Source organism: Sorangium sp. So ce321, assembly GCF_051530195.1.
GTDB lineage: Bacteria > Myxococcota_A > Polyangia > Polyangiales > Polyangiaceae > Sorangium.
The window spans coordinates 4,776,082-4,800,071 of sequence record NZ_CP150329.1; the positions used below are offsets into that span (position 1 = coordinate 4,776,082).

At 69.1% G+C, this 23,990-nt stretch carries 16 protein-coding genes, 1 tRNA gene and 1 pseudogene; 8 read left to right on the plus strand and 10 right to left on the minus strand.

Going from position 1 to position 23,990, the window contains the following annotated elements; genetic code table 11:
* Positions 1-492: 492 nt before the first annotated feature.
* The gene (locus WME89_RS18175; protein WP_438010382.1) at positions 493-5,361 is read right to left on the minus strand and encodes an nSTAND1 domain-containing NTPase; all 4,869 of its coding nucleotides are present in this window, start codon (positions 5,359-5,361) and stop codon (positions 493-495) included.
* Here WME89_RS18175 and WME89_RS18180 point away from each other — a divergent pair.
* The 4 genes from WME89_RS18180 (at position 5,342) to WME89_RS18195 (ending at position 12,095) form a co-directional block, all read left to right on the plus strand.
* Positions 5,342-6,253 (plus strand): sigma-70 family RNA polymerase sigma factor, encoded by a 912-nt coding sequence (locus tag WME89_RS18180; protein WP_437985133.1) that lies wholly within the window; start codon positions 5,342-5,344, stop codon positions 6,251-6,253. The two genes, WME89_RS18175 and WME89_RS18180, sit on opposite strands and share 20 nt — an antisense overlap.
* A gap of 325 nt (positions 6,254-6,578) precedes the next feature.
* On the plus strand, positions 6,579-7,004 hold the full coding sequence (locus tag WME89_RS18185; protein ID WP_438010383.1) for a hypothetical protein: 426 nt from the start codon (positions 6,579-6,581) through the stop codon (positions 7,002-7,004).
* Positions 7,005-7,301: 297 nt separating this feature from the next.
* A complete protein-coding gene (locus WME89_RS18190) occupies positions 7,302-9,806 on the plus strand; it encodes a M60 family metallopeptidase (protein ID WP_438010384.1) in 2,505 nt (834 codons plus the stop codon).
* A 684-nt stretch (positions 9,807-10,490) separates the two neighbouring features.
* Entirely contained in the window at positions 10,491-12,095 is a 1,605-nt protein-coding gene (locus WME89_RS18195) for a hypothetical protein (protein WP_438010385.1), read from the plus strand.
* Between the two features lie 3 nt (positions 12,096-12,098).
* On the opposite strand, the pseudogene WME89_RS18200 reads toward WME89_RS18195, so the two are convergent.
* A pseudogene (locus WME89_RS18200) lies at positions 12,099-12,308 on the minus strand (LysR substrate-binding domain-containing protein); the annotation flags it as partial.
* A gap of 1,372 nt (positions 12,309-13,680) precedes the next feature.
* Here WME89_RS18200 and WME89_RS18205 point away from each other — a divergent pair.
* Positions 13,681-14,622 carry a poly(ethylene terephthalate) hydrolase family protein gene (locus tag WME89_RS18205; RefSeq protein WP_148314137.1) on the plus strand — a complete coding sequence of 314 codons (942 nt, stop codon included), beginning with the start codon at positions 13,681-13,683 and terminating at the stop codon, positions 14,620-14,622.
* Positions 14,623-14,667: 45 nt separating this feature from the next.
* Here WME89_RS18205 and WME89_RS18210 read toward each other — a convergent pair whose 3' ends face one another.
* The 7 genes from WME89_RS18210 to WME89_RS18240 all read right to left on the minus strand — a co-directional run bounded on the left by WME89_RS18210 (position 14,668) and on the right by WME89_RS18240 (position 19,957).
* Positions 14,668-14,988 (minus strand): hypothetical protein, encoded by a 321-nt coding sequence (locus WME89_RS18210; protein WP_438010386.1) that lies wholly within the window; start codon positions 14,986-14,988, stop codon positions 14,668-14,670.
* 68 nt (positions 14,989-15,056) lie between these two features.
* Positions 15,057-15,470, minus strand: coding sequence for a hypothetical protein (locus tag WME89_RS18215; protein WP_438010387.1), 414 nt, complete (start codon positions 15,468-15,470; stop codon positions 15,057-15,059).
* 202 nt (positions 15,471-15,672) lie between these two features.
* Entirely contained in the window at positions 15,673-16,233 is a 561-nt protein-coding gene (locus WME89_RS18220) for a JAB domain-containing protein (protein ID WP_438010388.1), read from the minus strand.
* A 63-nt stretch (positions 16,234-16,296) separates the two neighbouring features.
* Positions 16,297-18,186 (minus strand): IS66 family transposase, encoded by a 1,890-nt coding sequence (gene tnpC, locus WME89_RS18225; RefSeq protein ID WP_438010389.1) that lies wholly within the window; start codon positions 18,184-18,186, stop codon positions 16,297-16,299.
* Positions 18,187-18,236: 50 nt separating this feature from the next.
* On the minus strand, positions 18,237-18,593 hold the full coding sequence (tnpB, locus tag WME89_RS18230; RefSeq protein WP_438010390.1) for an IS66 family insertion sequence element accessory protein TnpB: 357 nt from the start codon (positions 18,591-18,593) through the stop codon (positions 18,237-18,239).
* Positions 18,590-19,042 carry an IS66 family insertion sequence element accessory protein TnpA gene (tnpA, locus tag WME89_RS18235; protein ID WP_438010391.1) on the minus strand — a complete coding sequence of 151 codons (453 nt, stop codon included), beginning with the start codon at positions 19,040-19,042 and terminating at the stop codon, positions 18,590-18,592. Before tnpA ends, tnpB begins: the two co-directional genes overlap by 4 nt.
* A gap of 450 nt (positions 19,043-19,492) precedes the next feature.
* Positions 19,493-19,957, minus strand: coding sequence for a hypothetical protein (locus WME89_RS18240; RefSeq protein WP_438003041.1), 465 nt, complete (start codon positions 19,955-19,957; stop codon positions 19,493-19,495).
* A 51-nt stretch (positions 19,958-20,008) separates the two neighbouring features.
* Here WME89_RS18240 and istA point away from each other — a divergent pair, with 51 nt between their 5' ends.
* From istA to WME89_RS18255, 3 genes are all read left to right on the plus strand, one after another.
* Positions 20,009-21,496, plus strand: a complete 1,488-nt coding sequence (gene istA, locus WME89_RS18245) for an IS21 family transposase (RefSeq protein WP_438003040.1) — start codon at positions 20,009-20,011, stop codon at positions 21,494-21,496.
* Complete coding sequence (locus WME89_RS18250; RefSeq protein ID WP_438003039.1) at positions 21,493-22,254, plus strand: ATP-binding protein; 762 nt, start codon at positions 21,493-21,495, stop codon at positions 22,252-22,254. The genes istA and WME89_RS18250 overlap by 4 nt, the downstream gene beginning before the upstream one ends.
* Before the next feature lie 568 nt (positions 22,255-22,822).
* A tRNA-Ser gene (locus WME89_RS18255) sits at positions 22,823-22,907 on the plus strand.
* A 110-nt stretch (positions 22,908-23,017) separates the two neighbouring features.
* Here WME89_RS18255 and WME89_RS18260 read toward each other — a convergent pair.
* On the minus strand, positions 23,018-23,989 hold the full coding sequence (locus WME89_RS18260; RefSeq protein WP_436616909.1) for an alpha/beta hydrolase family protein: 972 nt from the start codon (positions 23,987-23,989) through the stop codon (positions 23,018-23,020).
* Position 23,990: the final 1 nt, after the last annotated feature.

Here is a 23,990-nt window from a genome sequence, read left to right on the forward strand (position 1 = left end):
AGATCGCTGCGGTGGGCGGCTCGCCTGCGATTCTCGGAGCCGTCCCTGACTGGTGGAGTCCGACTGGACGAGCTCATTGACAGAACGGGCCTAATGAGATTAGCCAGGTTCTTCCACGCCTGAAACGCCTGGGATTACCCCGACGTAGCACCAAGCGGTAGGCATCCTACGTAGTTCTGTACCCTGCTGACACTCGCGGACGACAGCGGACGACAAGCCGCACTGCGCCGCGCCCGATGCCGGTGGCCTTTTCGCGGCCGACCTGGGACGCCGCGTCGAGCTGCGTGCTCATCAACCTGTCGAGCGATATCGTCTCCGAGACGCGCACGCAGCTCCCCGGGGACGAGGACTACTACCTCGGCAACACCTTCCTGCCCGACAAGGGCGGCATCATGACGTCGGGGCATATGGCAGTCGACGTCCCGGGGAGCCCAGGCGAGGCCGACGCGCGCGCGCCCGCAAGCCAGCGCCGACGTCGGTGGTCACGGACCATCAGCGCCCGGGCGAGGCGGCTTGCGTCTGGACCTCACGGACACGACGCTGGCAGCGCTCGTGGTCGGCGCGGGACTGATCCTCCGGGAAGCCGAGCAGGCGCTGGCGGATGTCGAGCGGCATGCAGTAGTTGGTCGCGGTCCACAGCTTCGGGTCGTCGGCGCCCGAGAGCGGCTCGAGGTCGCTCCACACGATCACCGTCTTGTCGTCCGAGGCCGTGACGATGCGCCTTCCATCGGGGCTCCACACCGCCGTGTTGACGGCATCGTCGTGCCCAAGGAGCACGAGGGGTTGTCCCGTGCCGTCGGCCTTCCACACGCGCACAGTCTTGTCCTGCGACGCGGAAACGATGCGCTGGCCGTCTGGGCTAAACGCCGCCCCATAGACGCTACCGTCGTGACCACGGAGCACGAGGGGCTGGCCCGAGCCGTCGGCCTTCCACACGCGCACCGTCCTGTCCTCGGACGCGGAGACGATGCGCTGGCCATCGGGGCTCCACGCCGCCCTATAGACGTCACCGTCGTGACCACGGAGCACGAGGGGCTGGCCCGAGCCATCGGCGTTCCACACGCGCACCGTCTTGTCTTTCGACGCGGAGACGACGCGCCCGCCATCGGGGCTCCACGCCGCCCCATAGACGACAGCGTCGTGACCACGGAGCACGAGGGGCTGGCCCGAGCCATCGGCGTTCCACACGCGCACCGTCCTGTCAGAAGCGGCGGAGACGATGCGCTGGCCGTCAGGGCTCCACGCCGCTGGATTGACGCCACCGTCATGGCCACGGAGCACAAGGGGCTGGCCCGAGCCGTCGGCCTTCCACACGCGCACCGTCCCGTCCCACGACGCGGAGGCGATGCGCCGGCCGTCGGGGCTGAACGCCGCCCCAAAAACGATATGGTCGCAACCACGGAGCACGAGGGGCTGGCCCAAGCCGTCCGCCTTCCACACGCGCACCGTCCTGTCAGAAGCGGCGGAGACGATGCGCTGGCCATCGAGGCTGAACGCCGCCGCGTTGACGCAGTCGCTGTGACCACGGAGCACGAGGGGCCGGACCGAGCCGTCGGCGTTCCACACGCGCACCGTCCTGTCTTCGGACGCGGAGACGATACGCTGGCCGTCGGGGCTCCACGCCGCCGTAGGGACGCGGTCTGCGTGACCACGGAACACGAGGGGCTGGCCCGAGCCGTCGGCGTTCCACACGCGCGCCGTCTTGTCAAAAGACGCGGAGACGATGCGCTGGCCGTCGGGGCTAAACGCCGCCCCATAGACGCTACCGTCGTGACCACGGAGCACGAGGGGCTGGCCCGAGCCGTCGGCGTTCCACACGCGCATCGTCCTGTCTTCGGACCCGGAGACGATGCGTCGGCCGTCGGGGCTCCACGCTGCCGTAAGGACGAAATCGTCGTGACCACGGAGCACGAGGGGCTGGCCCGAACCGTCGGCGTTCCACACGCGCACTGTCTTGTCCATCGACGCCGAGACGATGCGCTGACCGTCGGGGCTGAATGCCGCCGCATAGACGCGGTCGTCGTGACCACGGAGCACGAGGGGCAGTCCCGAGCCGTCACTGTTCCACACGCGCACCGTCTTGTCCCACGACGCAGAGGCGATGCGCTGGCCGTCAGGGCTAAACGCTGCTGCATAGACGACAGCGTCGTGACCACGGAGCACGAGGGGCAGTCCCGAGCCGTCAGCGTTCCACACGCGCACTGTCTTATCTGCCGACGCGGAGACGATGTGCTGGCCGTCGGGGCTGAACGCCGCCGCGAAGACGTGGTCCTCATGACCACGGAGCACGAGGGGCAGTCCCGAGCCGTCACTGTTCCACACGCGCACCGTCTTGTCCCACGAAGCGGAGACGATGCGCTGGCCGTCGGGGCTGAATGCGGCAGACCAGGCCAAATCCTCGTGGAGGAGCACCATCGTGGCGACGCCTGCACCCCGTGCCCACCGCGCAAGCTCGCCCCATCCCGGCGGCGCCGGGCCCGGCTCGATCTCGCGGAGTAGCGCGAGCATCGTGGTGGGGTCTCCCTGGCACTCGCGGGCCGCGGCCATCCGCGTGGCATTCCGGGCGCTCGCGGCGCTGCGCTCTGCCTCGGCCCTCTCCGCCTCGGCCCTCTCCGCCGCCCGCTTCGATTGGACCGCCAGAGCGGAGACCAGGAGCACGACCAGGCTCAGGGCACCGAACAGCACCGCGACGACCTGCCTCCTCCTCCGTCGTTCCCGCTCCCCCAGCGCCACCACCGCCGCGAGGTAGCGCGCCTCCCGCGCGCCCTGCTGCGCGCCCGCCGCCGGGCCCTGCCGCTTCTGCCAGCGCCGGGCTTCCTCCGCCGCCTCGCCTCGCCAGAGCAGGCCGTCGGCGCAGCCGCTCGCCTCCCATTGCTTGGCCGCGGGGCGCACCCGCGCGAGGAACTCCGCCGCCTCCTGGTTGTCGTCCAGCCATCGCCCGAGCTTGGGCCAGCTCTCGATCAGCGACTCGTGCACGAGCTCCACCGTCGGGAACGCGCGCTCTTCGGCGGTCTCGATCAAGAGCAGCCGCGCCTCGCAGAGGCGGAAGACTACCCGGTCCACGGCGTCTAACTGTTCGTCGAGCTCTCGCAGGTCGGGCAAGCTCACCACGGCGCGCGTCCGCTCGGGTGAGACCAGCCGGAGGAAGATCGCCCGGCAGAGGCTCTGCTCGATCCCCGAGAGACCTGCGAGCACCGCGTCGGCATGGGTGGAGAGCGCCCCTGCGACCCCCCCGAGCTTTTCGTAGCTCTCCTGTGTCAGGAGCCGGCGCCCACGATCGCGCGCCTCCCACAGCTTGGTCGCGGTGAACTGCAAGAGCGGCAGGGGGCTCGCCGCGCTCTCCAGGGCGCGGAGCATCGCTAGCGTCATCTCGGCGGTCTCGAAGCGATAGCCGAGAGCCTCGACCGGCCGCATCAGCGCCGCCACGAGGCCGTTCGGGTCGAGGGGCGGCAGGAACCAGAGCCCGCGGGTCACCTCGGTCATGAGCCGGCGATCTTCGGCCAGCCGGTCGAGGAAGTCCGAGCGCATGCAGAGCACGACGCGGAGCGGGGACAACGCGTCGTCGGCGACGCCCTCCAGGCACGCGACGAACGCGGCCCGCTCCGCCGGATCGATACCCTGCGTGTAAAGCTCCTCGAGCTGATCGACGAAGACGAGAATCTTGTGCTCGGCGCTCTGGCTGCGGCAACGCGCGCGCAGCCGGGCGCCCAGGAGGCCGGGCTGGGCGCGCAGGGCCGCGATGAGCGCATCGGGATCGCTCGCCGAGGAGAAGGCGTGCGAGCTCGACGCGTCGGGTGGAGCTCCCGTCGTCACCGGCGTGGCCGCGATCTGCGCGAGCAGGTCGGCGAGCGCGTGGAGCGGCCTTCGCCCCGGCCTGCGCGTGAACGCCTCCCAGGGCTCGCCCGAGCGCTTCAGCGCCGGGATCACGCCCGCGCGCACGAACGACGATTTTCCCGCGCCGGACGGCCCGGCAACCATCACGAGCGGCTGGCTGCGAAGACGTCCGACGAGCGCGGCGACGTCGTGATCGCGCCCAAAGAAGCGCCCGGCGTCCACCTCCTGGAACGCGCCCAGCCCGGCAAAGGGGCTCTCGTCCTCGCGGAGCGCCGGCGCCTTCGCGCCCGGCAGCAAGGGCTCGAGCGCCGCGATGAGCTCCTCGGTTCCGCCGAAGCGCTCGTCCGGGCGCTTCTTCAGGCAGCGATCGATCACGTCGCCCAGCGCGCCCAGGTCGGGACGCGTGTCGCTTGCGCGCGGCATGGGCACGTCGAGACGCCGAACCTGCCCGAGTTGCCCCACCGCGAACGGCGCGAGCGGGTGCGTCCCGGTGCAGAGCTCGAAGAGCATGATCCCCACGGCCCACAGATCCGTCCTGGGATCGACCTTCTCCGCCCGCCATTGCTCCGGCGCCATGTACGGGACGGTGCCGACGAGCGCTCCTTCCTGCGTCAACGCCGGTAGCCAGCGCGAATTCGCGCCCTGGGCCGCGAGCCGCTCGATCTCGTCGGCGTCGAGCTGCTTGGCGATACCGAAGTCGAGCACCTTGATCGGCCCCGCCTCGGTCAAGAAGACATTCTCCGGCTTGAGGTCACGGTGCACGATCCCGAGCGCGTGGGCGCAGCCCAGCGCGCGCACCACCGGGAGCATCAGCTCGACCGCGAGGCTCAGCGGCAGCGGCCCTCCTCGCTCGACCAGGAAGGCGCGCAGCGTGCGGCCCTCCAGGTGCTCGAGCACCATGTAAGGAACGCGGTCGACCTCGTCCACCTCGTGGATCACCACGATGTTCTCGTGCTTGCAGCGCGCCGTGGACCGCGCCTCGGCGAGGAAGCGCTCGGCGCTCCGGCCGTCGGACTCGAGGAGGACCTTGACGGCGACCAGTCGGCCCAGCTTGGTGTCGCGGGCCAGGTAGACCACGCCCATGCCACCCTGGCCCAGCTTGCGGATGATCTCGTAGTGCTTGAGGGTGGAGTCCACCTGCGGAGCCGCGACCGCCGGGTGCAGGGGTCGCGACCGCAGGGCTGCGGTGGCGATCCGCGCGCGACCGAGGGCGCCCGTCGCGTCGTCCTGATCGCTGGTCTGGAGGACCTCCCCCGGCGGCGATCCCTTGGCGACGCCACGCAAGGATTCTCCCGGAGGCACCGCCACGCTCCTGAACTCCAGCTCGGCCAGCCGAGCGACGATGACGCGGCAAACCGCACATCCGTCGATGTGGTGCGCGATCGCTCCGAAACCTGACGGATACGCGGCGTACTCTGCGAGCTGGTTGTCCGTGGGGCAGTGCGACGTCGGCTCGATGGTGCCCGACTCTACCACACGGAGCGGGACTGTCAGGCGACACGCCTTCTTGACGGCCCGCGCCGACATCAGCCATTCTCCGCAGGTGGATCGAGCGAGCGGTCTCTCCTCTGCGTTCGCGGCGGGCCTCGGCGGGGGCGGGGTGATGCCCGAGGCCGATCCCGGCGCGACGATCGCGGCGCTCTTCGAGGCGGGGCAGGCGGCCTTCCCGGCCATCGCCGTCGAGGCGACCGCGCTGGCGCGCTACCTCGGCGAGCGTTGCTCGGCCGCGGGCGGCGCGCTGCCGCCTCCGTCGCTCGCGGCGGACGTCTACCTGGCGTGCGCCTGCGTCCTCGGGGTACCGGGTGCGCACGCCGCGTTCGAGCGGGAGTTCTCCGGGGTGATCGCGCGCGCGGCGGCCCGCGTCGAGCCGTCGCCCGCCTTCGCCGACGACCTCCGGCAGGTGGTCCTCGAGGGCCTCTTCAGCGCGCCGCCCTCGGCCACGCCGAAGATTGCCGGGTACGCGGGGCGCGCGCCGCTCCGGACTTTCCTGCGCGTGATCGCGGTACGCACCGCGATCAACCTGCGGCGGCGCAAGGCGGACATGGCGAGCACCCCGCTCGACGAGGAGCGGGAGATCGCCGCCTCCGTCGACGTGGAGGCCGCCTACCTCGAGGCGCGCTACAAGGCCGAGTTCGAAGAGGCCGTGCGCGTCGCGATGGGGCGCCTCTCGCCGAAGCAACGCGCGCTGCTTCGCCTCCACCTGCTCGACGGCCTGAGCATCGACGTCCTGGGCGCGCATTACCAGGTCGGGCGCGCCACGGCGGCGCGCTGGCTTGCGGCCGCGCGCGAGGCGCTGCGCGAGGGCACGCGCGCGGAGCTCGTCGCCAAGCTCGGCCTCACCGAGTCGCAGTACGCGAGCCTGGCCAGGTTGATCCGGGGCCGGCTCGACGTGAGCGTCGCCTCGCTCCTCCGCGAGTAGGCACACCTCGCCAGACTATTTTTGAGACTTCGTCCGCCTCACGGTGACTTCCCGGTAGGCACGCGGGTGTGAGCCCCCGGCCCTCCTGGCGAAGGAAGGGCCTGGCACCACCGCGAAACGCTGTGGACCGTTCAGCGACGTCGCACGTCGCACGTCGCACGTCGCCGATAGAGCGTGACGAGAAAAATGCACCCGGAAAGGATCAAGAAAGACGCGATCACCCGCACGCCGCGTCCTCCTCGAGGGCCTCTTTAGCGCGCCGCCCTCGGCCACACCGAAGATTGCCGGGTACGCGGGGCGGGCGCCGCTCCGGACTTTCCTGCGCGTGATCGCGGTTCGCACCGCGATCAACCTGCGGCGGCGCAAGGCGGACGCGGCGGGCACCCCGCTCGACGAGGAGCGGGAGATCGCCGCCTCCGTCGACGTGGAGGCCACCTACCTCGAGGCGCGCTACAAGGCCGAGTTCGAAGAGGCGGTGCGCATCGCCATGGGGCGCCTCGCGCCGAAGCAACGGGCGCTGCTTCGCCTTCACCTCCTCGACGGCCTGAGCATCGACGTCCTTGGCGCGCATTACCAGGTCGGGCGAGCCACGGCGGCGCGTTGGCTTGCGGGCGCGCGCGAGGCGCTGCGCGAGTTCACGCGCGCAGAGCTCGTCGCCAAGCTCGGTCTCACCGAGTCGCAGTACGCGAGCCTGGCCAGGCTGATCCAGGGCCGGCTCGACGTGAGCGTCGCCTCGCTCCTCCGCGAATAGAGCTCCTTTCGCAGACGTACGGCGGGAGGGCTGCGCTTCGCGTAGCGCACGTGGGTGCCGCCTTGTCTCGGGAGACAAAAGCTAGCCCCGCGCGCGCGAAGGACGTTTGCGGCCGTCGGGGTAGCCATGCCCTCGCCAAACTATTTTTGAGACTCCGTCCACGTCGCAGTGACCTTCAAGTGGGCAGAGCGATGTGGGCCCCGGTCCTCCTCCCGAGGGGAGGGATCTGGCCACACCGCGGGGGGGAGCGCTGTAGACGAATCGGCGAAATCGCCGAGAAAAACAACGAGAAGCATCATGCAATCGAAGAGCATCAAGAACGACGCAATCACCCGCGCGCCGCGTTCTCCTCGCTGGGTACCGATGGGCACGCCTTCACGACCTGCTCGCCCTCGCTTCGCCTCCTTCCTCGCCACCGCCGCCCTCCTCGCGTCGGCGCCGCTCGCGTGCTCGCCCGCCCACGATGCGACAGGATCAGATAGCTCGGACGCCGCGAGCGCGAGCGTGACCGCGAACCTGTTCGGCGATATCAACGAGTGCCTCACCGACAACGGGGGTTGCGGCGATCCCGCCCTGTTCGCGTGTCGGAGCGCAACGGCCGCGCCACCTGCGTGCGAGTTCCTCCCCGCGAAGGACCACGCCGCGCTCACGCAAGGGATCACGTCAATCGACGTGGGGGGTGCGCTCCCGTCCGCGCTGGTGGTCTATGGAGACACCGCTTTCCCCGTCGCGGTCGACGCTGCTCACAACGCCTACATCGCCGCCGCGCGCGTGGGCGCGGGCAAGGTGGTGCACTACGGCCACGACGCGTTTCTGGGGGACCTGCTCGACACCGATCTAGGCGCGGCGACGCTGCTCCTCAACACGCTTGCGTGGATGTCCCCTGCCAAGAAACCCACCGTCGGTGTCCAGCCCGGGCTCTACGTGCTCGCGGAGTTCCTCACACGGCACGGCTTCACGGTGACGACGAGGACGCCCTCCAACCTCTCGGGAATCGACGTCTACTGCATGAACTCGCACACAGACTATCCCGACGCTGACGTTCAGAAGATCAGCGCCTTCATGCAGTCCGGCGGAGGCCTCGTGAGCGCCGGCCTCGCCTGGTGGTGGGGCAATTCGCACACGCAAGCCGCCGAGAACTACCCTGGCAACAAATACCTGCGCACGGCGGGGATCGGCGTCACCACGGCCACCTCCGACAGCCTCCCCGACCGCAGCGATCGGCCGATTTCGCCGGTGGCGCTCTCGGATGTGTTCCACGCCCGTAAAGCGCTGTCGCGCCTCGTCGAGCACGTCTCCGGCCGGGCTCAGCTCCCCTTCGCCGATCAGGACATCGCCGCCGACACCGTCGCTTCCGCGATCGATTTTTTCCCGCTCTCGTCCACCGACTATTTTACTGCGGCGAACGTCCTGAAAGAGAAGACGGCCCCGGTCGTCCCCACCAAGGCAAACCCCCTCTTCGTAAAGGATCACCCCATCAAGCGCACCGTCGTCCACATCGATCACAAGTACGCCAACGAGTCCCCGCCCGACGAGGTGAAGGCGCACCTCGTCGCCGCGGATTTCCCTGGCGCTGTGCCCGCGGGTGCGATGGCGATCTCGAAGACGATCACCATCGACGGCAACTACGCGGGTCGCGATAGCCGATTCGGGTTCGCGGGCCCGACAGAGCCGGTGTGGCGGAGCACGGGAGTCTATGCCCCCGCCGGCAAGAAGATCCACGTGAAGATCGACGCCGCCGCCGCTGGAAAAGGGCTCGCGGTGCTCCTGGGCGCGCACACCGACACGCTGTGGAAAAGCAACACCTGGTCTCGCTTCCCCGCGATCTCGCGCTCTTTTCCGCTCGACGCGCCCGAGATCGACACCGCGAGCGCGTTCGGAGGGCTCGTGTACGTGCAGGTCCCCGTCGGAAGCAAGCTCGGGCCGGTCACGGTAACGATCGAGGGTGGGGTGGGCGCACCGCTCTTCCAGCTAGGCAAGACGACCCTTACCGCGTGGCAGAGCGTGGAGCGGAGCCTGCCTGGCCCATGGGCGGAAATCGCGAGCGACAAGTTCTCGATCACGGTCCCTTCGGCGGCGATCGCCGCGCTCACCAATCCCGCTGCGGTGCTCGGTGCCTGGGGTGGGATCCTCGACGCCGACGCCGATCTCGCGGGGATCCCCCGGGCCCGCCCGCGCGCGGAGCGCATCCTCGTCGATCGCCAGATCAGCACTGGATCCATGCACTCGGGATACCCGATCATGGCTGGCCTGGACGTGCAGAACGACCTGGTGTCGTTATCGCGGCTCATGGCGGGCTTCTGGGGCCCTCTGCACGAGCTCGGCCACAACCACCAGTGGGCCCCCTGGGTGCTCCCGGGTTCGATCGAGGCGAGCGTCAACCTGTGGAGCGTCTACGCCTTCGAGAAGGTGCTCGGCATCCCTCGTGGCAACGCGATGCCCGATCGCGTTGCCGATCTCGCTCCCGCGATGCGCGCCAAGCGGATCCAGGACTACCTGGCGGGAGGGGCCAATTTCGCGGATGACTGGGAATTGTGGACGGCGCTCGAGACGTACCTCCAGCTTCAAGAGGGCTTTGGCTGGGAGCCCTTCACGCAGGTCTTCAAGCAGTATTACGCGGACGCGCCCAACACGGATCCGACGGACGATCAGGGCAAGATCGACCGCTGGGTGCTGCGCTTCTCGCTGGCGGTCAACAAAGATCTCGGCCCCTTCTTCAGGGCGTGGGGGTTCCCTGTCTCGGCGGGGGTGCTCGCGGAGATCGGCACACTGCCCGCCTGGGAGGAAAACCCGATGCCCTGAATCAAGTCCCCGATCGCGTGAGACGTGCTGCCCGCAAGCCGTCAGCGTGCTCGGCCTACCTGAGGGCAAAGGAGGGGCTTCTCGCTGGATCGGCCGACATCGGCCTCCCCTCCTCGCCCGCAGTCCCCCCACAAGGAGATCGCAATGCGCGTTTCAATCCGTCAGACGACGTCGGTGTGCCCCTTGGCCGCAAGCCTCGTGGCGTGTTCTCAGGGCAGCGAGACGAGCCCCTGAACGGGTGGCGCGACGGCAAGCAGTGCAACGAGCAGCGGTAACGGCGGCGCGACCGGACCCGGAAACGGGACCGGATCGAGCGGCACGACCGGAAGTGGCGGTGCGGGTGCCGGTGGCCTCGTCGGAATACGCCCATCGGGCAGAAGCCAGAGCCGCCCTCGGCGGCGAAACAGGCGGAAGCCATGAGAATCGCTACTGTTTCCAGCGACCGCTCGTCATCGACCGGTGTTTCTGGCGGGATTTCTGACACGCGGAACTAGCGGAGGTGGCCGACATCCGCGACAACCCGAGCGTGCCCAGGTAGACGACGGGGGCCCCGAGTTCGTGCCGGGGGACCTCGGCGTCGCCTAGGTGCGGAGCGGCCGTCCGGCGGCGACCGCGCTCGGCGCGAGCGACGTTGGTATGAATCCCGCTATCGACCCCGGTCCGCCCTACTCCACAGGAGTGTTCATGCACCTTCATTATGCCTCCAGGTTCCCGTTTGCCGCGGCGGTCATGTGCGCCGCGGCGTCCGCCTCTCTGGCCGCGTGCGGCGACGCGGGCGCGCCCGGCGAGGTCGCCGGCATCGACGCCGAGGAGCGCGCCGCGGAGCGCCGGCAGGCGCTGTCGGCCCCGCTGGATATCGAGCCGCTGCGATCGCTGATCCTCACGAAGGTCACCGACCCGCAAGCCATGACCCGGTTCCCGCTCCAGTTCGTCCTCAATCAGCTCATCATGAGGGCGGGGACCTTCGATGAACAGACAGCCCTCGATCTCTACCGGCGCTGGTGGGACTTCTTCAACCTCTCCGCTGGAGCTCAGTTCCCCGACGCCATCCATTGCGACGACCAGACCAACAGCGAAGGTTTTGCCGCGCTCAACGGCTACCCGATCTCGTGCGCCCGGAGGGAGGGCCGCCTCGCCACGAGCGATCCGTTCGACCAGGATTCGCCGGACTTCGTGGAGCCGATCGCGGTCGTAAACCGCTTCGATCTGGCGCCGCTGGACGGTTCGCACTGCGGCGAGTACCGGATCGTCTACGCCAAGAAGACGGCCGGCATCGCCGACCGCAACCTGTTCATCTTCGAGGCCCAGCTCCCGAACCCCCACCCCGAATGCGGCCTCGCCGCATGCCTACCGGTGGCCGAGTTCTGGGCGCGCCTCTCGACCCTGGACGCGGCCGAGCGCGCCAACGAGCTCGAGACGTTCTTCACCGTCGGCCTGCTCGACGCCGGCTTCGGTCCGGTGCTCCACCCGGACAACTTCGCCGACGCGGTCCACGGCCCCGGAGGCCGCCGCGGCACGGGCCAGATCCGCACCAACCAGTTCATGGGCAACCCCGGCGCCCCCGGGCAGGCCCAGCCCGGCCAGCTCTGGCAGCTCCGTGAGTTCAAGATCGCGAAGACCTCCGACGGGCCGAACGGCGGGGATCGGCTCACCTTCAAGCCGGTCACGGTGAAGGAGAACCCCTTCGGCGAGCTGTTCAGCACGAAGTTCGACCAGAGCGACTTCCGCTACACGTGGTTCATGGACGACTTCCTCGAGTCGGTCGACAAGCTCACGACCCTCAGCGGCGACATCAACGACATCCAGCTCAAGAACTCGAGGGAGGCCCTCTACAACGCGGGCCAGAGCACCGTCGACGACAGCAACGACTACCTGAGGCAGCTGCTGCCGGAGGACAGTTGGCTGCCGAACCTCGATCTGCGCGACCGGATCCAGGCCGAGCTCGTGCGCCTCGGGCGGGACAGCGTCTTCACGCCCGCGGACGTGGCCAACCGCGCCACCACCCAGTCGTGCGCCGGGTGCCACCAGCTGAGCGCCGGCGACTCGCTCGGCAACAACGTGACGTGGCCCGTGGAGGATACGCAGCGCCGGTTCGTCCATGTCAAGGAGGACGGGGAGCTCTCGACGGCGCTCACCGATTTCTTCGTCCCGCACCGCGAGGGCGTGCTCGAGGATTTCCTCGCGGCGCACGCGGATGGGAACACGTGCTCCACGCCGACGACCTCGGCCGCGCTCGCGGTGGAGAGCGACGAGGCGGTCCCCACGCTCGGCGGCGCGACGACGCACTGAACGCTACGCGCGTGTCAGCGCGACGACGAACTCCAGGAACGCGCGGACCTTGACCGACATGAGCTGCGCGGAGTGATGGTACGCGTAGACGGGATACGTCTCCTCGGCCCACTCCGGGAGCACTTGAACCAGCCGTCCGTCGGCCAGGTGCTCGCGCACGTAGAGCTCGATCACCTGCGCGATCCCTTGGCCTGCGAGGCACGCCGCGAGGAGCGGAGCGCGTAGGTAAAAGAAGCCGGATCGCAGCGGCCTGCGACGCGGGCGGAGACCGCGTCGCCGAGCGCCATCTCAGGACCGCCCGTGCCCGCCCGGTGCCGTGGGCCGATGCCGCCCCGCGCCCAGCATCGTCAACCGCGGCGAGAGCAGCAAGGGGCCATGCCCATGGCGATGGCCGGGCGGTTACGCGCAACGATCTCAGCATTCCAAGATCCCGCATGCGGAAAGAACCCGCAGCCTCTTTTCGAGAACGTTCCAGCGGGCCCGGACCAACCCCCCGAAGTGACGTCGGTCATCGCCCGTCCCAGACCTGCCGCTCGCGCCTGCCGTGGCCTTGGAGCCGGATGGCGCCACCGAGCGGACAGCTCGCGGCGCCGCAGGCGGAACAGCGAGCAGGCCGGGCTTCGACGACCGAGGGAGGTTGCTGCTGCCAGCGCTTGATGTCGATGGCGCTCTGGATAACACTGTGACCGCTTCGATTCCTGGGCAAGAGAATCGGAGCACGACGAGGAGGCTGTCCGCCAAGATCAGGTCTCCTCGTCGCCTATTTTGTGGCCGGCACCGTGCCGCTGCTCCGCTCCTTTTGGGGACCTACCCCGTCGTGAGGCGGGCGTGGGGGCAACGATGGGTGGGAATTTTCGAGCGGTGGCCGGAAGGGAGGCTGCCACGTGCCAGAAGCTTTTCCGATGAGAATTCGGGACAGCTAACCGGAATGCAGGCCACGTGGATCCGTGGACGTCGTCCTCCCTCATTGCGTACGCGGAGCGAGCGCCCTCCATGATGGCCATCCTCGCTGCGTAGAGCTCCTCACCCTCACGCAGCATGCTCGATGCAAGGGGCTGGAGCATCAACGAAACTGGGCGGCAATAGCACCAAGCGGAAGGCATCCTACCGTATAGCTGTACACTACTGGCACCAAGCGGAAGGCATCCTACCGTATAGCTGTACACTACTGGTCGACCCCATTGGCGTCAACCTCCGGCATGGGAAAGTCGGTCGGCTCGGTCAGGCTCACGAGGTGACGATACTCCCGCCGTCGGGCGCTAGAGCCGTCCGGCCGAAGTCCTCGAGTTTAGCGCGGTTTGAACAATCGCGCGGCAGCGGAATAGGTGGACTTCGTAGCGGAATCGGGTCATGTGTGCGCTCACATCGCAGCCGCCGCACAGCAGCGAGTCGTTCGGATTTTTCCGCTCCGGTAGCAGGTTGGCCTGAGGGCCGTCGTCAAGAAAGCGCGCTCGGAGCTCCGAGGTATCCCATGAGGCAACTAGCTCCTTCTGTTCTCATTCTAGTTCTTGCTTGCTCGAGCGAGTCCGCTCCCGGCGACGGCTACAGCCCAGGGGCGAGCGGTTCGAGCTCGGGTGCCGCGGGCTTGGGCGGAACCGATACCAGCTCTGGCGGCGGCGCTGACCCCGCCGGAGCGGGCGGCACGGGCGAGGCCGCTGGCAACAGCTCGGGTGGTACCACTGCGGGGTCCGCAGGCACCGGCACGAGCTCCGGAGGCAGCGACTCGGGCGCGGGCGGTAGCGGCGGCCAGGTCAATCGGCCCGAAGTGGTGCTGGCGGGTGACAATGTGAACGCTAACGGACCGCTCGAGACGACGGTTCAGGACCTCTCGTTCAGCGGCGGTGGCCACATTCTCGTCAGGCCGACGACGCTCACCACCGAGCCCAACAAGAAGCACCCGGTGGCCATTTGGGGTCCGGGCGGAGGTACCCCTCCTCGCGACTACCTACAGCTGCTGACGCGCATGGCCTCGCACGGCTTCGTCCTCGTCGGTATTCGAGAGTCGACGGGCGACGCCGTGCTCATGTCGGCGGCGATCGATTGGCTGGAGGCTCAGGACGCCGATCAGAACAGCCCCATGTACGGCCGCTTGATCCTCGACCGCGTTGGTGTGTTCGGGCACTCGATGGGCGGGCTGTCGTCGGAAGCGGCTGCTCAAACCGATAAGCGCGTCTCCACCGCGTTGCTCAACAACAGCGGCTCCTTCGAGCACAACGCCCTCGTCAATCTCAAGATCCCTGTCGGCATCATCTACGGTGAAACGGGTCAAGAGGCGCCCAACGCCGAGGGTGACTTCAACAACGCCGGCAACAAGGGGCCAGTCTGGCTCGGCAAGATGAAGGGCGGTGGTCACGGCTCGGGGCCTTGGGACGGCGCCGGAGCGAACGTTGCTTGGATGCGTTGGCACCTCGGCGGGGAGAACTCCCGCAAGGACGCGTTCCTCAAAGACGGTGGCGACTACAACAACACGGGCGTGTGGCAGACTCAGTCCAAGAATTGGAACGAGTGGAAGAACTGGAACGAGTGACAGGCGGTACACCGAGCAGACGTTCGTGCTCGGCAGCATCACGTTTCAGGACGGGCTCGTGACATGAGCCCGGCTGGCTGCGTCTGGCGCGCCCTGTTCTTCGAGGATGTCGCAACCTAGCAGGCGATCGAGCGGCACGTAGGTGTCCGGCTTGCCCGCTTCGCCGGCGACTCGCACGCCGACCGTGCTGGGCATGCAGTGGCCTTGTCGCTCGCGACGCCATAGCTTGCGCGCCGGCTTGTAGCTGGAGCTCACCTCCGCGCGCGCGAGCACGCCGTTCCAGTAGACTCGCCGCCGCCGCTCCTCTGGAATGACGCTGCGCGGGAACGCGCTCAGCAGGCTCTCGTCGACGTCCCGGGTCGTCACCTTCCCGGGGCCCCCACGGATCCGGACGTGCAGATTTCCCGCATCCGGCTCTTCGAAACACGGCTTCGCTACACGATTCGGACGGCGGTCGGCTTCAGCAGCGGGTAGCGCTTCAGGAGCCGATTCATTGCCGCCCAGGAGAGACCACGCTGGGAGCGGCGATGCAGCCACCGCCACCACACCCGCGTGGCCCAATGCAGAAGAGTCCAGAGCCTCACCCGATTGCCAGGGCGGCCATAGTAGCCGTAGTGGCCTCGGAGCTTCAGGTTCAAGACGTGCTGCTGCCTCTCGAGTGGTTCATGGCGATGGGCCTTGCACCACTGCGAGATACCCTTCAATGCCCGTTGGAAGCGATCCGATGCCGTTCGCGTCTTCACTGCCCACTTGCCCGCGAGGCTCTTGCCCCAGTGGATGGTGAAGCCGAGGAAGTCGAAGGTGGCCGGCTTGTACGACCCCTCGTCAGCGTCGCGTCGACGCATCATCCGGTCCGGCCGCTCGAACGGCAGGAGGCGCCGTGACCCGACCGAGGTTGGGGAACCAACAGCCGGTGGCTCCGCGTGCTCCAGCGCGTTGTGCGGCTGCCGGAGGCGACGGAGATGCGGGCGGGGGCGGTGCGCTGGAGGCTTTCGGCCCGATGCGCAGGGGCGCAGCGCCCATCGGAGGGGCGCAGCGCCCCGCGATGGCTTACTCGTGGACGGCGGCGTAGCGGCCGCTGGGGGTGACGATGACGTGGGCCGTGAGCGGCACGTGCAGCTCCGAGCCGAGATGGCGCAGCTCCAGGGTCATGTCTTCGTCCTCGCGGGTCGGCGTTGGGTCGCCGCTCGGGTGGTTGTGGGCCAGCACGAAGCTGTGGGCCGCCATGTCCAGCGCCGTGCGCAGCACGGTCGCGCGGTCGATGTACAGCACGTCGGCGCCACCGCGGGCGAGCAAGCGCGTCTCGCGGACGCGTCCGTGGCTGTCGAGCGCCGCGATCCAGAGCTCCTCGTGGACCAGGGACGCCAGCCTCGGGCCGAAGTACCGCGCCACGCGGGCGGCGTCGGTCAGCAGCGCGCCCCGGCGCGCGCGGGCGGCGTGGTAGCGGCGGCCGAGCTCGAAGGCGGCGGCGAGCCGGGTCGCGTCGAACAGCGCGATCTGGGTGCGCTCGGCCAGCGCCGCGGGCGAGAGGCGACCGAGGGCGGGGAGAGCGGCCGTGCCGAGCAGGCGCGGGCCGACGCCGGGCAGGCCGAGCACCAGTAAGCGCTGCATGAAGCGCCGTCGGCCCCAACCTCGGCCAACCGGTGCAAGATGGGGGCGATGGAACCGGCTCGGTCAGCTCGTGGCGCGCTGCTCTTCCGCGGGAAGAGGAGGAGGCACGGTGATCGGCCCGAGGGCGGGCTTCATCTCGTCGTCGGCGAGCCTGGCGCGGGTGCGCGCCCAGTACCTGGGGGCGAGCTCGAGGTAGCGCTCCCGCGGCCAGTAGGGCATCACGCGGAGGACGTCGGCCAGGTAGGCCTCGGGGTCGAGACCGTGCAGCTTACAGCTGGCCACGAGCGAGAAGAGGTTGGCCGCGGCAGAGGCGTGGTCGTCGCTGCCGAAGAAGAGCCAGGACTTTCGCGCAACCGCAATGGATCGCAGCGCTCGCTCGCTGGCGTTGTTCTCCAGGCGCAGCCGACCGTCGTCGAGGAAGCGCCGCAGCGGCTGCTCTTGGTTGAGCGCGTAGCCGAGCGCGGTGGAGACCAGGCCGCGCTCGCGGGGACGAGCGTGCTCGGCCCTGGCCCAGGCAAAGAACGCATCCACCAGAGGGCGGACGACGGCATCGCGACGCACCTTGCGCTGCACGGGTGCAAGATCCGCGAGCGCGCGATCGGCGGCAAAGAGGGCGTTGATGCGACGCAGCCCGTCGACACCGAGCTCGTGCTTGCAGACCGCCGCCTCCCAGAAGTTGGTACGGCAATGCGACCAACATCCGACTTCGGTCGGGGGCGGGCGGCGCTCGCCGTCAGCGGCACCGCCCCGCGGCGGTGTGCCGCGGAAGAGGGCGTCGTAGATGGCGTGGGCGTCCGCTTGAATGTACCGCGAGAAGCCGCGGAACATCTCGCAGACCGCAGCGCTGGTATGCTTGGGCTGGTACTCGAAGAAGACGTGATCCTTGTCCGCGAGGACGACGAAGAAGTGCCCTTTGCGGCACGGTCCGGGCTTCTTGTCCTTGCGCTCCTGGATGGGCCCAGGCTGGATGGAGACTCCAGTGGCGTCCGTGGAGAGGCAGAAGGCGGTCTCGAAGGCCTCTTTGCGCGCGGCCTCGACGATGGCGCCCAGGGTCGCGCCCGCGTCTTCGGCGTAACGGCACATCGTGCCGCGATCGAGCGACGCCCCCTGAAGCTCCAGCTGCTGCTCCAGTCGATAGAACGGGATACCGAGCAGGTACTTGCTGGTGAGGATGTGCGCAATGATGGACGGCGCGAGAAACGACCGCCGGAACAGCTCCTTCGGAAGCGGGGTCGTGATGAAGACCGTGCAGGTCTCTCCCGGCGCCGGCGGCGGCCTGTCGAGCGCTGTGGAGCAAGCGCTCGACTCGCCGACCGCTGCCGTGTCCTTCGGGCTGACGCTCGCAGCGGGCGTCGGCGTCGGGACTTCTTTCGCGACGACCTGGAGCGGGGCAGCTTCCCCCTCGCCCGAGCTGCTCGCCTCCGTGACGGGCCTCTCGGCCTTGTACACGACGCGCGCGAGCACGATGCGGCGCATTCCGCCGCGCTCGTAGCCGAGCCGCGAGGTCTCTTCGACCCCGATGCGCGTGGCCGTCGCGTCGAGCTCAGGACAGGAGAGCTCGATGCGGACGACGGGCAGGTCCGACTCAGACAGGTCGCGACGGCCCTTGCCGCCGGACCTTCGTTTCGGCCCCTTGGGGTCGTCGTGCTGCCGCTCTTCGCCGCTCTTGCGCTCAGCGGCGTCGAGCGCCTTCTGGAGGCGCTGGACTTCGAGGAACATCGAGTCGAACGCCAGCTGCTCCGCGCTCACCTCGGCGCGCTCCGCCTTGGCCACGAACAGTCGACGTCGCAGCAGCTGCAGCTGCTCGAGCGCACGGGTGTAGGCGCGCCGAAGCTGCGCGAGGGCATCGCGCGCTCCTACGAGCTCGCTCTTTGCCGCGGCGAGCTCCGCTTCGAGCTGCGCGATGCGCTGCTGCTCGGCCGAGAGCGTCGGCTTGTAGGCGGCGTCGTGCACGACGCCGCTCTACGTAAGCCGAGCGTCCTTGTCGAGCGAATTTATGCGGCTCAGTGAACCCGGCGCGGCGCGCGCCTTCGAGGCTGGGACGTCGGCGTGATCTCGATGCCGTCGAGCAGCGTCTCGAGCGTCGCGTCGTCTACCTCGACGTGCGTCGCGCCCTCGGTCGGCGGGTCGGGAAGCGCGAATGCCCCGCGATCAAGGCGTTTTGAAAACAGGCAGATTCCGCTGCCATCGAAGAAGAGAATCTTGATCGTGGTCCGCCGCTTGCCGACAAACGCGAACAGCGCTCCGCAGCGCGCCTCGTACCCCACGCGCTCACGGATGAGACCCGAAAGCCGCTCGAAGCCGTAGCGCATGTCCACCGGCTCCAGCGCGACGAACACCTGCACGCCCGCCGGAATCATCGCGCCGCTCCGCCGAGGGCGCGGACCACCTCCGCCAGCAGCGCGGGGTCGAACCCCGCGGCGACGCGCACCCGCGCGCCGCCGACCTCGACGACGAGTTCCGGAGCGCTGCTCGTCACGGCGGGCGCCTTCGGCACCAGGCGCAGAAAGCGCGGGGGCTCGGCCCGCGACAGCCGGCTCGACCAGCCGTGCAGCGTCGATGTCGCAAATCCTCGACTTCGTGCGAACTCCTCCGCCGTTTCACCGCTCTCGCGCCACGCGCGAACGCGCTCGGCCCACATCGTTTCTGTCGCCTTCGTCCTTGTCATGCTCGCCATCATGAACTGGACGGCGCCGCTGGGGGGAGACGGCGCTTCGCGCAGCGCTTGCGGAACATCGGTCGGCTCGCCGAGCGCGGAGAGGAAGCGGGCGATGTTCCTTGGCTCGGTCACCATGGCGACGAGCTTCATCCGCCGCTCGGCCGGACCAGCGTGGGCGCGGGCGCGGGCACGGGCGCGGGCGGGGGCGCGGAGGCGGCTACGGGCGCGGACGCGGGCGCGGGCGCGGGCGCGGACGCGGGAGGAGGCGGGGGCGCGCAGCCGCCGGCTGCGGCCTGGACAGCGAGGGCGCCGGTCAATGCAGCGAGGAGCGCGCGGACGGGGGCGGGAGCAGGGCGGCCCATGCTCCCGGTTCTATCACACGGGCGCAGGCCTGTCGGTGATCCTCGCGTCCCGCGTCCGATCGGTGAAGACCGCGGCCACGTGATCGCCGGCGTTCACCGTTCACCGCCGGCACCCACGCCGATCTGGGCCGCGCTCGCGTTCGCGGCGTAGACAGCGCGCCCCGCCGAAAAATCGAAGGCCCGAGGGCTGCCACCCTCGAGCCTTCTGGAGCTCCGCCTTCGGAGTCCCCCACCTTCATCACGAGCCGGGCTCCAGGTCCAGAAAACGGCGGCATGGAGCCTGTTGCCTTCGTCCGTCTATCGCCTCGTCCTCTGCTCCGGCTGCCGCGTCCAGCTTCGCCTCTGCGGTCGCTGCGATCGCGGCCAGCGCCTCTGCCCCGACTGCCGCCCGCTCCGGCGCCGTGAGTCGCTCCGTCGCGCCGGCGCCGCCTACCGCACCCGGCCTCGCGCTCGCCGCCTCCAGGCCGCTCGCCAGGCCCGCTACCGCGATCGGCAGCGGGACAAGTTCCCCGCGCAGAAAGTGACGCATCACGGGGTGACGCAAGCCGCGGCCGCGTCGACGTCCCAGTTCGCGCCGGAGCTCTCCTCCGGCCGAAAGGACGACCATGACGATCGGTTCCGAGATGTCAGCCGCTGCTCGCTCTGCGGAGCGCGGCTTTCGCCGTGGGCCCTGCGCGAGCGACGCGCGCGGCCAGCTCTTCATCGACGCGCTCCCCGCGTCCCACGAGGGCCTGCGCCGTAACGGGAGGGGGCGGTGATCATCAAAGAGAAGGAGGCGGAGATCCTGCGCCTCTACCACGGCGAGAAGTGGCCCATCGGCACCATCGCCGGCCAGCTCGGGTTGCACCACACCACCGTGCAGCGCGTGCTCGGACAAGCGGGCGTTGATCCGAAGGTCGTCGCGCCGCGCCCGTCCATGGTCGACCCATTCGTGCCCTTCATCGTCGAGCAGCTCGGTAAGTATCCCTCGCTGCGCTCCAGTCGCCTCTTCGTCATGCTGAAGGAGCGCGGCTATCCGGGCGGTCCCGATCATCTGCGCCGGGTGATCGGCCGTCTCCGCCCCAAGAAGCCGGCGGAAGCGTTCCAGCGGCTGCGCACGCTTCCCGGCGAGCAAGCGCAGGTCGACTGGGCGCACTTCGGCAAGCTGGCTGTCGGCCGGGCACTGCGTCCGCTCTGGGCCTTCGTCATGGTGCTCAGTTACTCGCGGCGGATCTTCCTGCGCTTCTTCCCCGGCGCGGCCATGCCCTTCTTCGTGCGCGGGCACGTCGAGGCGTTCGCCGACTTCGGCGGCGTCCCGCGCGTGCTGCTCTACGACAACCTCAAGAGCGCCGTCGTCGAGCGCCACGGCGACGCGATCCGGTTCCACCCCACGCTGCTGGCTCTGTCGGCGCATTACCGCTTCGAGCCGCGCCCCGTCGCCGTCGCCCGGGGCAACGAGAAAGGCCGGGTCGAGCGCGCCATCCGCTACGTCCGCGAGGCCTTCTTTGAGGCCCGGTCCTACGCCGACCTCGGAGACCTCAATCGCCAAGCGACCGAGTGGACCAGCTCCGCGGCGCTCGATCGCTCCTGGGTCGAGGACCGCGCCCGCACCGTGCGTCAGGCCTTCGACGACGAGCGCAGCGTGCTGCTGCAACACCCCGACACGCCGTTTCCGGACCACGAGCGCGTCGAGGTCGAGGTCGGAAAGACCCCCTACGCGCGCTTCGATCTCAACGACTACTCGGTCCCCCACGACCGGACGCGCCGCACGCTGGTCGTCCTCGCCGACCTCGATCAGGTACGCATCGCCGACGGCAACCAGATCGTCGCGACCCACGTCCGCTCGTGGGATCGCGGCCAGCAGATCGAGCAGCCCGAGCACATCCAGCGCTTGGTCGACGAGAAGCGCCGCGCTCGCGAGCACCGCGGCCTCGATCGCCTCGCCCGCGCCGCCCGCAGCAGCCAGGCATTCCTGCGCATCGTCGCCGAGCGCGGCGATAACGTCGGCAGTGCGATCGCCCGGCTTCTGCGACTGCTCGATGCCGTCGGCGCCGCCGAGCTCGAAGAGGCCCTGGTCGAGGTGCTTGAGCGCGACACCATCCACATCGGTGCCGTCCGCCAGGTGATCGACCGCCGCCGCTCCGAGCGCCACCTGCCGCCTCCTGTCTCAATCCCCGTCACCCGCGGCCAGCACGCCGCCCTCGTCGTCACGCCGCATTCCCTCGCCACCTACGACGCGCTGAAGAAGGACCCGACGCCATGACCGACCTGACGCCCACCGAGACCAAAGACCGCCTCAAGAGCCTCGGCCTCTTTGGCCTGCTCGCCTGCTGGGAGCAGCTCGCCGACAAGCCCTGGCTTCGCGAGGTGCTCGCCATCGAGGAGCGCGAGCGCCACAAGCGCAGCCTCGAACGCCGCCTGAAGAACTCCCGCGTCGCCGCCTTCAAGCCCATGACCGACTTCGACTGGTCCTGGCCCAAGAAGATCGACCGCGAGGCCGTCGACGACCTCTTCGGCCTGGGCTTCCTCTCCACCGGCCACAACGCGGTGCTCGTCGGCCCCAACGGCGTCGGCAAGACCATGATCCTCAAGAACCTCGCCCACCAGGCCGTCGTCCGCGGTCACACGGTCCGCTTCTCGACCGCGAGCGACATGCTCGCCGACCTCGCCGCGCAGGAGTCCTCGGCCGCGCTCGCGCGCCGGCTCCGGCGCTACACGGTCCCCGCTCTTCTCTGCATCGATGAAGTAGGATACCTCTCCTACGATAGCCGCTACGCCGACCTGCTCTTCGAGGTCGTCACCCGTCGCTACGACGCGCAGAAGCCCCTGCTGCTCAGCACGAACAAGGCCTTCGCCGACTGGGGCCAGGTCTTCCCGCACGCCGCGTGCGTCGTCACGCTCGTCGACCGGCTCGTGCACCGCGCCGAGGTGATCGAGATCGAGGCCGAGAGCTACCGGCTGAAGGAAGCCAAGGAGCTCAACGCCACCCGCACCAAGCAGCGCCGCACCAAGAAGCACTGAGCGGCATCTTCACCGGTGAACTTCACCGGCACCCGGCCTGGTCTTCACCGGTGAACTTCACCGGCATCCGGCGTGGTCTTCACCGGCACCGGCTGCGGGTTTCACCGGTGAACTTCACCGAATTCCCGCGGGTTGACGAGATCATCTACAAGGCCTCCCCTGGCGCGGAGCGACGGCGCGACCGAGGCACGCGCGCAGGCCCTCTTTCAGGCTGCGCAGCGTGGCGACCCCGCCGAGATCGGCGCCGGCCTCGGCGAGGCGCTGCGCCGAGAGGAGTCGCATCGGGTCGCATCGCAGGCGCTTGACCTCGAAAGGCGTTTGCGCGTCCTATCCGCTCAAAGCCTTCGTTGCCAACCGAGTTGGGTCGACGTGACTTCTCAGGGCCAACCCAGTCCGGCGTTCGCGGCGGCCGTGCGCGATCCAGAAACGGTCGCGGACTCGCAGCGAGGCGCGTCGCAAGGCCACCGCGCAGCCGTCTTGTAACGTCGCAAGCGACGCCTCTCGCGATAACGCACGGTTCGCCAGCGCGTCGACTTCCGTCGTCGTTCTTGTAGGATGCGGAAGTTCTGGAGGAGTGGCCGAGTGGTCTAAGGCAGCGGTTTTGAAAACCGCCGTGGGGCAACCCACCGGGAGTTCGAATCTCTCCTCCTCCGCCCTGCCTACGAGCCGACCTTCGCGCGGCTCGCGCTGGCGTTCGGAACACCGGCGGTTCTCTCGTCACGTTGCGCTGGCCGGTGGAGCGCGACGGCGCGTCGCGAGTTCGCTACCGCGACTCGATCTTCGCGATCGGCGTGTCGTTCTCTTGCAGCGCGGCGACGGCGTCGTCCCAGGAGCGATCGCCGGGGTACAGCTGCGAGCGGAGGTACGCCCAGACGAGGGCGCGCAACGTGGCGACGCGGGCGGGGTTCTCGTCGGTCGTCTCTTTGCAGTCGTAGCCGGAGATGCCGCCGAGCATGTGCTCGGCGCCGCCGAGCATGGTGAGGAGCGTCTTGTTGCCGGCGGGGCTGCGCGTGTACGCGTCCCAGCGGTAGCTGAGGCGAGCGGAGAAGTAGGGGTTGAGATCCTTGTCGCCGGCGACGACGAGGGCGGTGCTCTTCATCTGGTCGAAGTCGGAGTACTTCAGCGCAGGATAGTGCTCGCTTGCCCACGCCGCGAAGTGATCGTCGGCGACGCCGGGGGCGCCCATGAGGACGCCCGCCTTGATGCGCGCGTCCGCGAGGTCCTTCGGGCGCGAATCGTTCGGGACGAGCATCTGCATGCCGAGAAGAAGTCCGACGGTGTGGCCGCCGAGCGAGTGGCCGGCCGCCGCGATCCGGCTGTGGTCCAGCCGTCCGGCGAGGCCCGGGACTGCCGCCTCGATCTCTTCGAGGTGGTCGAGGATGAAGTGCATGTCCTCCGCGCGGCTGCGCCAGAAGAGCGGCGCGTCCGGCAGCTTCTTCGTTCGCAGGCCCAGCACCGTGGAATCGAGGTGGGTCGGCTGGATGACCACGAAGCCGTGCGCGGCCCAGAAGTCGACGAGGGGCCCGTAGCCCCGGAGCGATGAGATGAAGGTCGACTGCCCGTGACCGTGGGCGAACAGGATCACGGGGAGGTTCGTTCCGGTCGCGGGCATGGAGACCTTGAGCTCCAACGGAACGGGGCGACCCGGCACGTCGAGGACGAGCGGGCTGTACGAGACGATCGGGGTGGGGGCGCTGACGGGGAGGTTGGCGGCGTCGGCGTACGCGGTGCTCATG

Coding starts and splice junctions, on each gene's coding strand:
- WME89_RS18250 (WP_438003039.1), top strand. CDS start 21,493: ATGACCGACCTGACGCCCACCGAGACCAAAGACCGCCTCAAGAGCCTC.
- WME89_RS18190 (WP_438010384.1), top strand. CDS start 7,302: ATGCAATCGAAGAGCATCAAGAACGACGCAATCACCCGCGCGCCGCGT.
- WME89_RS18215 (WP_438010387.1), bottom strand. CDS start 15,470: ATGATGCGTCGACGCGACGCTGACGAGGGGTCGTACAAGCCGGCCACC.
- WME89_RS18260 (WP_436616909.1), bottom strand. CDS start 23,989: ATGAGCACCGCGTACGCCGACGCCGCCAACCTCCCCGTCAGCGCCCCC.
- tnpB (WP_438010390.1), bottom strand. CDS start 18,593: ATGATTCCGGCGGGCGTGCAGGTGTTCGTCGCGCTGGAGCCGGTGGAC.
- WME89_RS18175 (WP_438010382.1), bottom strand. CDS start 5,361: ATGTCGGCGCGGGCCGTCAAGAAGGCGTGTCGCCTGACAGTCCCGCTC.
- tnpA (WP_438010391.1), bottom strand. CDS start 19,042: ATGAAGCTCGTCGCCATGGTGACCGAGCCAAGGAACATCGCCCGCTTC.
- WME89_RS18220 (WP_438010388.1), bottom strand. CDS start 16,233: ATGCAGCGCTTACTGGTGCTCGGCCTGCCCGGCGTCGGCCCGCGCCTG.
- WME89_RS18195 (WP_438010385.1), top strand. CDS start 10,491: ATGCACCTTCATTATGCCTCCAGGTTCCCGTTTGCCGCGGCGGTCATG.
- WME89_RS18240 (WP_438003041.1), bottom strand. CDS start 19,957: ATGAAGAGCTGGCCGCGCGCGTCGCTCGCGCAGGGCCCACGGCGAAAG.